The sequence below is a fragment of the Bradyrhizobium sp. NAS96.2 genome, from assembly GCF_001908235.1.
Taxonomy (GTDB): Bacteria; Pseudomonadota; Alphaproteobacteria; order Rhizobiales; family Xanthobacteraceae; genus Bradyrhizobium.
Genome location: NZ_LGHK01000202.1, coordinates 1 through 10,677, shown reverse-complemented (window position 1 = coordinate 10,677; position 10,677 = coordinate 1). Strand labels below are relative to the sequence as shown.

Below are 10,677 nucleotides of genomic sequence, written 5' to 3'. Positions count from 1 at the left end.
CCGCGGCCACCGCCGTTGCTGCCCCGGCCGGAGCCTCAGGTGGCCGCCCCTGCCGCCAAGCCAACGGCTTCGCCGAGCAATCCCGCCGATGCGCTGGAAGCATCGCTGCTCGCCACGGTCGAGGAGGCTACCGCCAGGGTCGCCGCCGAACGCGCGGGTCTCTTCAAGCCTGCCAGGGAGCCTGGCAAGGAGCCTAGCAAGGCAACCGACAACAGCCGGCCATCGACGGCGGGCCAGCGGGAACCGCTGTTCGGTCGCGCACCCCGGGACACGAAGCCCGCCGAGCCGCCGCCGATGCCGATTGCGCCACCGGCCATGCCGGCGGAGACGCCGGCCGACCTAGAAGCGTCGCTGATCGCCGCCGTCAGCGAGGCCGCCGCCAGGCGGGCGGACGAATCGAAGCCAGCCCCGATCCCGGAGCCAACGCAACCTGCGCTGAAGGGCGAGCCAGAGGTCCGGGTTGTCGCACCCATCCCGCCGAATCCCGCTGCGCCGCCGCCCGCCAACACGCCGCCCGCTAAGGCACCGTCCGCCAAGACACCGCCTGCGAAGACGGCGGCCGACAATCTCGACGAGACGCTGCTCGCAGCGCTGGCCGAGATCTCCGGCCAGAAGTTGAAGGACGAGTCCAAGCAGGACGCGGCGTCCAAGGGCCCGCCGGGCGACGACGGCCTGTCCGACATGATCAAGAAGTTCGCCCCGGATTCGAACTTCCTGCGCAAGCAGTGACGGCGGTTCAGACGCCCGCCACCGACGCCCAGATATCGGCGAGCTTGCGCCGGACGGTCTGCATCCGCGTGCGCGGCGCGACCTTCTCCTCTTCCTCCGGCAGGCGCAGGCCGACGACATTGACGCGGCCGCCGCTGATGCTGCGCGCCACCAGCACGATCTCGTCGAGCGCAAGCTCGGCACCTTCCTTCGGCGCGCGGTCGAGATTGATGTCGAAATAATCCGCGAGCGTCAGCTTGGCCTGGTGCTCATCGACCTTGACGCCGTAGATCTCGGCGAGCTCGCCCAGCGTATGCTCGGCCGACACCATGAAGTCGCCGAGCAGATGCGGATCGGGCGCGCTCGACGGCGCCATGTCGACGAAGAAGCGGTCGAGCGCCTCGGCGCGCTCCGGCGGCGCCAGCAGATAGATGTAGTCGCCGGGCGCGACCGGATCGGCCTCGACAGGCGTCAGGATCCGCTCGTCGCGGATCACCAGCGTCGGCTTCGACCAGGACGGGATCAGCCCGCGGCGGAAATACAGGCTCTTCGGCCGCACCGGATAGCCGACCAGCTGCTGCTCGAGCTGGCCGGGCAGGTCCAGTTCGACGCGGCGCGGGCCGCGTTCGGCGCGCGGCAGCGCGACATGCAGCCGCCGCGCCGCCGGCGCCAGCGTCCAGCCCTGCAGCAGCAGCGAGATGATGACGACGACAAAGGCGACGTCGAAATAGAGATAGGCCTTCGACAGGCCGACCAGCATCGGGATCGAGGCGAGAAAGATCGCGACCGCGCCGCGCAGTCCGGTCCAGGCGATGAAGACCTTTTCCCGCCAGTTGAACTTGAACGGCGCCAAACAAATCAGCACGGCCAGCGGCCGCGCCACCAGCATCAGCGCGAATGCCACCAGCACCGCGCCGCCGGCGCTGGAGAGCAGGCGATGCGGCGACACCAGCAGGCCGAGCAGCACGAACATCACGATTTGGGCCAGCCAGGTCGCGGCGTCGAGGAACGTCACCACCGAATTATGCGCACGGGTCGGCCGGTTGCCGATGATGATACCGGCGAGATAGACCGCGAGGAATCCCGAGGCGTGCACGATCTGCGAGCCGCCGAAGATCACCAGCGCCGCCGTCGTGACGAACGGCGCATGCAGGCCCTGCGGCAGCGCCACGTAGTTCAGCGCGATCACCACCAGCCGGCCGCCGATCACCCCGATGATGGCGCCGAGCACGGCCTCCTGGATGAACTCCATCGCGATGTGCGAGGCCGAGCTTTGGCCGATCGAGATGAACTCGACCAGCATCAAGGTCAGGAAGATCGCGAACGGATCGTTGGTGCCGGATTCCGCCTCCAGCGTCGCGCCGACGCGCGGGCGCAGGCGCAGGCCCTGGGTGTGCACCAGAAGGAACACCGCCGCCGCGTCGGTCGAGGCCACGACCGCGCCGACCAGCAGCGATTCGGTCCAGTTGAGGTCGAGCACATAGCGTGCGACCGGCGCCGTGATCAGCGCGGTCAAGAGCACGCCGGCGGTCGCCAGCATCATCGAGGGCGCCAGCACGGTGCGGATGCTGGCAAACCGTGTCTTCAATCCGCCGTCGAACAGGATCAGCGCCAGCGCCACCGAGCCGACCAGGTAGGTGGTGCGGACGTCGTCGAACTGCAGCCGGCCGGGGCCGGAATCGCCCGCCAGCATGCCGACCAGCAAGAACACCAGCAGCAAGGGGGCGCCGAACCGCAATGCCAGCAGGCTGGACAGGATGCCGGCCATCACCAGCACCGCACCGAGCAGGATCGCTATACTGACGGAGTCGAGGGATGCCATGCGTCTTCGGAGGTCTCAAATACTTGCAATTGCATCCTTATCGTCGCCACACTGGGACGCCAACCGATTTCTGTCATAAGCGGCAATGTGCCCGGTCTCACTCACCCTAGGTCGCCCCGACACTGTGGTGTATCGATGGTCGGGTGAGCGCTGTTGTGGGATTCTCTCCATGCATTCGAATCACATTTGCCTGACCCGCGCTTCAAGTTGAGAATTTGCCGATGGACATGAGCTGGAAGGACGTCCTGGAATCGATCCAATTGGCAGCGCGCTCGGTCGGCGCCGAGGTCGCCTCGCCCTGGTTCTATCTGCAGTTCGGCATCATCCTCGCCGCCGCGGGGCTCGCCTACGCCGCCGATACCGCCATTCATGCGCGGGTCAACATGGCCACGCTGGCGAGCCGCTGGCCGCTGCCGCTCCGGCACTTTGCCCGCGTGATGGTGACCAGCGCCTCCACCGCCGTGTTCGCGGCGTTGATGGTGATCTCGCGCATCGTGATGTGGCACGCCACCTGGCCGAGCCGCAGCTATCTGATCGCGGTCTCCGCCAAGCTGGCGCTGGCCTGGCTGGTGATCCGCCTCGTGACGTCGGTGATCGACAACGCCTTCATCGTCAAACTGGTCTCGATCGCGGCCTGGCTCGTCGCTGCCCTCAGCATCATCGGCCAGCTCGACTGGGCGGCCGATACGCTGGATTCGTTCGCCGTCGTCGTAGGCGGTCTGCGGCTGACGCCGCTGCTGCTGATCAAGGCCGGCGCGGTGCTGATCGTGGCGCTGTGGCTGAGCAATATCGTCAGCAATTTCATCGACGGCCAGATCACCCGCTCGACCGACCTGACCCCGTCGATCCAGGTGCTGTTGGTCAAGATCATTCGCATCGGCCTGATGGTCGTCGCGGTCGCCATCGCCTTGAGCGCGGTCGGGATCAATCTGTCGGCGCTGGCGGTGCTGTCCGGCGCCGTCGGTGTCGGCATCGGTTTCGGCCTGCAAAAGATCGTCGCCAACTTCATCTCGGGCATCATTCTGCTGGTCGACAAATCGGTGAAGCCGGGCGACCTCGTCACCATCGGCGACAGCCAGGGCCGCATCAGTGCGATGAAGACCCGCTACATCTCGGTCGCCGCCGGCGACGGCCGCGAATTCCTGATCCCGAACGAGGACCTGGTCACACAGAAGGTCACCAACTGGACCTACACCGACAAGAATACGCTGGTGAAGATCGCTTTCGCCGCCAATTACGACGCCGATCCGAGGCTGGTCTGCAAGCTCGCGATCGATACCGCTACGGCCCACGCCCGTGCGCTCAAGGGCAAGCCGCCGAACTGCATCCTGACCGAATTCGCCGAGCTCGGCATGAAGTTCTCGCTGACCTTCTGGATCGCCGATCCAGATGGCATGGACAATGTGAAGAGCGACGTCATGCTGGCGCTGTGGGACGGCTTCAAGCAGCAGGGCATCAAGGTACCCTATCCGGTGCGGGAACTCCGCATCCGCGGCACGGCGCTGCCGGTCGAGAGCGTGGCTGAGGTCTCCAGCTAGCGCTTCAGCGCGGCTTTTTCGGACAAGCGGCCGCCGCTGTTCCGGATTTGGGTGGAAAATCAAGCCGTTTGGACATTGTCCCCATGCCCAAGCTTGGCTTGCGCCCGGCGCCCCAATCATTAAATTAGAGCCTGAAATCAGCCCTTTGCCCGCAGAAACATCCCGCCCATGAGCTATATCGACGCCACCGACACCTCCCTTCGCAAGACCGGCCAGATCAAGCTGCACGGACCGAGCGGCTTTGCCGGCATGCGCAAGGCGGGCGCCCTGGTGTCGAAATGCCTCGACGCGCTGACCGACATCGTCAAGCCGGGCGTCCCGACCTCTGTGATCGACGAGTTCGTCCGCAAGTTCGCGTTCGACCACGGCGCCTATCCGGCGACGCTGATGTATCGCGGCTATCGCTACTCGACCTGCACCTCGATCAATCACGTGGTCTGCCACGGCATGCCGGGCGACCGCCCGCTGAAGGAAGGCGACATCGTCAATGTCGACGTCACCTTCATCGTCGACGGCTGGTACGGCGATTCCAGCCGGATGTATGCGATCGGCGCCATCGCGCGGAAGGCAGAGCGGCTGATCGAGGTGACCTATGAGGCGATGATGCGCGGCATTGCCGCGGTGAAGCCCGGCGCCACCACAGGCGATATCGGCCACGCGATCCAGAGCTTCGTCGAACCGCAGGGCATGAGCGTGGTGCGCGACTTCTGCGGCCATGGCCTCGGCCGCCTGTTCCACGACGAGCCGAACATCATCCATATCGGCCGCCCCGGCGAGGGCGCACCGCTGAAGCCCGGCATGTTCTTCACCATCGAGCCGATGATCAATCTCGGCAAGCCGCATGTGAAGATCCTGTCCGACGGCTGGACCGCGGTGACCCGCGACCGTTCGCTGTCGGCGCAGTTCGAGCACTCGGTCGGCGTCACCGCCGGCGGCGTCGAGATCTTCACCCTGTCCGAGCGCCACGGCGAGAAGCCGTGGGTGCAGGTGTAATTGGGGGCAGGTCTAGCCGACCTCGACAAACTCAATAGTCGCTCCGCGTGCGCCTCTCGATCTCCTCGGGCGTGTGGTTCTCGCCGATCGACATCGCGCAGATCCGCGACAGATGCAGGTAGGGCAGCCCGGTCTCTTCCGCCCAGGCGTTGAACTGCGCCTGCACCTTGGCGAGATCGCGCTTCGACTTGACCTCCTCGGCAATATCGAGCCCGGCGTCGCGCAGGCAGGCGACGACGTCGCGCGAGGTGACGAAACCGTCCCAGCCGAGGAAGCGCAGCAGCATCTGCCCGGTGTTGCCGCCGAGCCGGCTGCCGCGCTTCGCCAGCAGCTCCAGCAGCCCGACCTCATCCGATGACGGCCACGCCGCGAGGAACTTGCCGAAGCTGCCGTGCTCGCGCGCGATCTCCTGCACGAAGCGGCCATTGTCGCGCACCGACATGATCTTGGCGCCGTTGCGCACGATCCTGGCGTCGCTCGTCAGCTTCTCCCAGAACTCATCAGGCTTGAACGCCAGCTTGGCGGGCTGAAAGCCGAGAAAGGCTGCCTCGAAGCCCTCCCATTTGGCGTCGATCACGCTCCAGGCAAAGCCTGCGCAGAACACGCGCCTGGTCATTTCGGCCAGCACGCGGTCGTCGCCGAGCTTGGCCAATGCCTTGGCGCCGGCCGGCGGGTGCAGCAGCTTCTCCAGCGCCTTCGGTCCGCCCTTGCGCTTCTCGGCACGCGCGCGGATCACCTTGAATGACGTCACGCCGCCCTCCCCCTTTCGATCTCGCTGCAGGCAACGGTAATTCGCCCGCCACGCGGTGGCAAATCTCGACAGCATCAGCCCTTGCAAAACGCGGCAGGCACGGCAAGGTTGTGGCCGATGCCCGCCAAACCCGATGCCAGCAACGACGAGCCTGACGAGACGCCGCACTATCACGGCCATCGCGAGCGGCTGCGCGAGCGCTTCTATGCCGCCGGCCCGGACGCGCTGACTGACTACGAGCTGCTGGAGATGGCGCTGTTCGCTGCCATCCCGCGCCGCGACACCAAGCCATTGGCCAAGGCACTGCTGAAGAAGTTCGGCTCCTTCGCCGAGGTGGTGCACGCGCCGGTGGCGCGGCTGCGCGAGGTCGACGGCGTCAAGGATGCCTCGATCAACCAGATCAAGCTGCTCGCCGCGGCGGCGAGCCGGATCGCCAAGGGCGAGATCAAGCGCAGCATCGCGCTGTCGTCGTGGAACGACGTCATCGACTATTGCCGCACCAGCATGGCGTTCGCCGACAAAGAACAATTCCGCCTGCTGTTCCTCGACAAGCGCAACCAATTGATCGCCGACGAGGTGCAGCAGACCGGCACCGTCGATCACACCCCGGTCTACCCCCGCGAGGTCATCAAGCGCGCGCTGGAACTGTCCGCGACCGCGCTGATCCTGGTGCACAACCACCCGTCCGGCGATCCGACGCCGTCGCAGGCCGACATCCAGATGACCAAGGCGATCGTCGATATCGCCAAGCCGCTCGGAATCGCTGTGCATGATCACATCATCGTCGGCAAGAATGGGCATACCAGCTTCAAGGGGATGCGACTGATTTGAGGACGATCTGTCGAGAACGATCAGCGCGATGCAGAGGGCCTAGTGACACTGACAATTGACTACCGACTGACTGGCTCAGGCTGGGCAGATTGCGCCATTCAAGCGGACGGCCGCGAGTGCAAGTTATCGGCTTCTTATCTCTCTGATGCTCTAGGAAAATTAGTACTGGCAGCGACGGCAGTCTTGGCTGGTGCGCACAGCGTCTCGGTCGGGTTTGATGAAGAGCCCGGTGAGTATCGTTGGTCAGTGATCTGCAGCGATGCGGACGAGATACAGGTAAGCATTTTGTCATTCCAATACCTCTGGGGCAATCTGCCCGACGCCGATGGAAAGCCAATGCTATCCTTCTTGTGCGCCCCGCTGGACTTCGGCAGGGCTGTTCGCGACGCTGCCGAAGCAGTGTTGAAGAAGCACGGTTTAGCCGATTACAACAAGAAATGGGGGCATGATTTTCCATCCCAAGAACTCGACCTATTGCAGTCCTACATAGTCGCGTGGGAACGCAACAAGCGTTGACTAGAGGACTTCGCTTGCAATGAGCGCTGTGAATTTCCGATTCAACTGTCAAACAGCCAAGTTCTCGGTATCATCACCAGCGCATACAGGTGATCCAGTATTCCAGAGACGCCGGTGCTTGAGCCGAGAAGCCGCGGCGTACTGGATCGCCCGGTCGAGCCGGGCGATGACGGAGGATGGGTGGGGACGCAGGTTGCATCCTCGCGACACCGGAGAGACGTCGCGCGCGACCCGGCGTCATACGGCCATGTGCTGATGCCGCTAAAATCACCAATGCAACGTTTTCCGCGCGGCAGCGTTTGTTGCTGGTTGATTTGCCAGTTCCAGGCTTGGGGGACCGATGTCCGATTACGCCATTGAGGAAGGGCTGCCCTATCCGCTAGGCGCCCATTGGAGCGGCAAGGGCACCAACTTCGCGGTGTTTTCCGCCAACGCCACCAAGGTCGAGGTCTGCCTGTTCGACGGCGAGCGCGAGACCCATCGCTTCGAGCTGCCCGAATATACCGACCAGGTGTTTCACGGCTTCATCAACGGCGTGCAGCCGGGCACCTTCTACGGCTATCGCGTGTACGGCCCCTACCAGCCCGACGGCGGCCACCGCTTCAATCCGAACAAGCTGCTGCTCGATCCCTATGCCTGCGCCCATGCCGGCAGCCTCACCTGGAATCCGGCGGTGTTCGGCTACAAGATGGAGAGCGGCGACGATTTGACCTTCGACGAGCGCGACAGCGCGCCGTTCATGCCGAAATGCGTGGTGGTCGATCCCAACTTCGACTGGGTCCAGGAGGCGCAGCGCCAGGACGTGCATTGGGACGAGACCGTCGTCTACGAGACGCATGTCAAAGGCTTCACCAAACGGCACCCGGGTATCGACGAACATTTGCGCGGCACCTATGCCGGCTTCGGCTCGAACGCCGCGATCGATCATCTGAAGGCGCTCGGCATCACCTCGGTCGAGCTGCTGCCTGTGCATTCCTTCATCAACGACAGCAATCTGCTGGACAAGCACCTCACCAATTACTGGGGCTACAGCACGATCGGCTTCTTCGCGCCGGACCCGCGCTATGCCGCCGACGTGCCGAACAGCCTGCGCGAATTCAAGGAGATGGTGTCGCGGCTGCATGGCGCCGGGCTCGAGGTGATCCTCGACGTCGTCTACAATCACACCGCCGAAGGCAATGAGCGCGGCCCGACGCTGTCGTTCAAGGGCATCGACAATGCGAGCTATTACCGGCTGTTGCCCGACAAGCGCCGCTACTACATCAACGATACCGGCACCGGCAACACCGTGAACCTGTCGCATCCGCGGGTGATCCAGCTGGTGATGGACAGCCTGCGCTACTGGGCCGGCCACATGCATGTCGACGGCTTCCGCTTCGACCTCGGCACCATCCTGGCACGCGAGGTCTACGGCTTCGACGAGCAGTCCGGATTCCTCAAGGCGATGAACCAGGACCCGCTGCTCGCGACCGTCAAGCTGATCGCAGAGCCCTGGGACTGCGGCCCCGGCGGCTACCAGGTCGGCGGCTTCCCGCCGGGCTGGGCGGAATGGAACGACAAGTACCGCAACACCGTGCGCGATTTCTGGCGTGGCGAGGCCGCGCCAGGCAGCCTGGCGCCGCGGCTGCTCGGCTCGCACGACGTGTTCAACCGCGAGGGCCGCCGCACCTGGGCCAGCGTCAACTTCATCACCGCCCATGACGGGTTCACGCTGAACGACTGGGCGAGCTACAACAACAAGCACAATGAGGCGAACGGCGAGAACAACAACGACGGCTCGTCCGACAATCACTCCTGGAATTGCGGCGCGGAGGGGCCGACCGACAATCCCGAGATCCGAACTTTGCGCGAACGCCAGAAGCGCAATATCCTGGCGACGCTGCTCGCCTCGCAGGGCACGCCGATGCTGCTCGGCGGCGACGAGTTCGGCCGCACCCAGCGCGGCAACAACAACGCCTATTGCCAGGACAACGACATCTCCTGGTTCGACTGGAATTTCTCCGACGACGCCGAGAAGCTGCTCGCCTTCACCAAACGGATGATCAAGCTGCGGCGCGACTATCCGATCCTGCGCCGCAGCCGCTTCCTGTCCGGCGATCGCGATCCGCAGCTCGCGATCCGCGACGTGGTCTGGATCAGCGCCTCAGGCGTGGAGATGACGCAAGCCGACTGGACCACCGGCTGGATCAAATGCTTCGGCGTCGTGCTCGATGGCCGCGCCCGCAAGACCGCGATCGCCCGCGAGGGCGAGGACGACACGGTGCTGGTGATCCTCAACAGCTATGAAGGCGAGGTCGACTTCAAGCTGCCGGCGACCTCAGCCGGTCCGCGCTGGTCGCTGCTGCTCGACACCAACTCGCCGGAGCAACCGGCGGGCGCGCAGTTCGTGTTGGAGAGCACGTACAAGGCGGCCGGGCGTTCGCTTGTACTGCTTACGGCTGGCGAGATCCGTAGGGCGAATTAGCCGAAGGCGTAATCCGCCGCGGACCGGCACGCGGAACGGCGGATTTCCCTTCGCTAATCCGCCCTGCAGAGCTGTCTCCCTCCCAAGGTCCCCTCCCCGCGACCCCGTCGGCCAATTGACATTCGGCCGTGGACTGCCAGACTTCGCCAAAAATTAGGGGTGGAGACCTCTGGATGGCCAATCTATCGGCCTCAAATCACGTCGCCCGTGTTTTATCGGCGGCCAATCAGGTGGCCGGCGTCGACACCGAGGCGCGGATTGCCGCGTCCTGGCGGCGCTGCGTGGTCAATCACAACCTCGATCCGGCCCGGCGCGGGCCGCCGCAGACGCTGACCGAGGCCGAAGTCCGGCACATCGCCGAGCCGATGGAGGATTTGATCCAGGTCGCGATCCCGGAACTCGAGGACCTTGCCCGGGTGCTCCACGACACCGGCTACTGTGTCAACCTTGCCGACCCCAACGCGACCATGCTGGTGAGCCGTCTGCCCGGAGGCGACTACGACCGGATGTTCCTGGAATGGAAGATCTACACCGGCTCGAACTTTGCCGAGACCTTCGAGGGCACCAACGGGCTCGGCACCGCGCTCGCCGAGCAGCGGCCGATCATCGTGCATGGCGACGAGCATTTCCGCGAGCAGTGGCACATGTTCACCTGCGCGGTGTCGCCGCTGTTCGATCATGCCGGCCGGCTCGCAGGCGCCGTCAACATCTCGTCCTGCCGCAGCGATCTTGGCCGTAGCGCGCATGAACTGGCACTGGCCGTCACCACGGAGGCGACGCGGCGGATCGAGCAGTCGTTCTTCCGCCGGCGCTATCGCGCCTCCTGGATCGCGACGCTGCCCGGCGACGGGCACGGCATGCTGGCCTATGACGACGACCGCCGCGTCGTCGGCGCCTGCCGCACCGCGCGCGGCGTGTTCGGCCTGACTGACGCGATGATCGATGACGGCATCGACCTGTCGCATCTGATCCAGCTCGACGACCGCGCGACACGCGCCGCGGACGATCCGGTCACGCTGCACCGGGCCGACGGCACGCCATGGGGCCGCGGCCG

At 65.0% G+C, this 10,677-nt stretch carries 8 protein-coding genes and 1 pseudogene; 7 read left to right on the top strand and 2 right to left on the bottom strand.

Translation table 11 applies throughout. From position 1 onward, the window contains the following. Window positions 1-729 (top strand): annotated as a pseudogene (locus tag AC628_RS34155) (hypothetical protein); the annotation flags it as partial. A gap of 7 nt (window positions 730-736) precedes the next feature. On the opposite strand, the gene AC628_RS34150 reads toward AC628_RS34155, so the two are convergent. Further along, window positions 737-2,530, bottom strand: a complete 1,794-nt coding sequence (locus AC628_RS34150; RefSeq protein WP_074131109.1) for a potassium/proton antiporter — start codon at window positions 2,528-2,530, stop codon at window positions 737-739. A 221-nt stretch (window positions 2,531-2,751) separates the two neighbouring features. Here AC628_RS34150 and AC628_RS34145 point away from each other — a divergent pair, with 221 nt between their 5' ends. Together AC628_RS34145 and map are read left to right on the top strand one after the other, a co-directional pair. Beyond that, entirely contained in the window at window positions 2,752-4,068 is a 1,317-nt protein-coding gene (locus tag AC628_RS34145) for a mechanosensitive ion channel family protein (RefSeq protein WP_074131108.1), read from the top strand. Between the two features lie 168 nt (window positions 4,069-4,236). Continuing rightward, window positions 4,237-5,061 carry a type I methionyl aminopeptidase gene (gene map, locus AC628_RS34140; RefSeq protein WP_074131107.1) on the top strand — a complete coding sequence of 275 codons (825 nt, stop codon included), beginning with the start codon at window positions 4,237-4,239 and terminating at the stop codon, window positions 5,059-5,061. A gap of 31 nt (window positions 5,062-5,092) precedes the next feature. Here the strand turns inward: map and AC628_RS34135 are convergent, their stop codons facing one another. Continuing rightward, the gene (locus AC628_RS34135) at window positions 5,093-5,812 is read right to left on the bottom strand and encodes a DNA-3-methyladenine glycosylase I (protein WP_074131106.1); all 720 of its coding nucleotides are present in this window, start codon (window positions 5,810-5,812) and stop codon (window positions 5,093-5,095) included. A 117-nt stretch (window positions 5,813-5,929) separates the two neighbouring features. Here AC628_RS34135 and radC point away from each other — a divergent pair, with 117 nt between their 5' ends. The 4 genes from radC to AC628_RS34115 all read left to right on the top strand — a co-directional run. Beyond that, on the top strand, window positions 5,930-6,643 hold the full coding sequence (gene radC / locus AC628_RS34130) for a RadC family protein (RefSeq protein WP_074131105.1): 714 nt from the start codon (window positions 5,930-5,932) through the stop codon (window positions 6,641-6,643). Window positions 6,644-6,685: 42 nt separating this feature from the next. Beyond that, on the top strand, window positions 6,686-7,159 hold the full coding sequence (locus tag AC628_RS43380) for a hypothetical protein (RefSeq protein WP_143201949.1): 474 nt from the start codon (window positions 6,686-6,688) through the stop codon (window positions 7,157-7,159). Window positions 7,160-7,499: 340 nt separating this feature from the next. Next, entirely contained in the window at window positions 7,500-9,623 is a 2,124-nt protein-coding gene (gene glgX / locus AC628_RS34120) for a glycogen debranching protein GlgX (RefSeq protein WP_074131103.1), read from the top strand. Window positions 9,624-9,796: 173 nt separating this feature from the next. Next, window positions 9,797-10,677 (top strand): GAF domain-containing protein (locus AC628_RS34115; protein WP_143201948.1); only part of this gene is annotated, 881 nt, incomplete at its 3' end.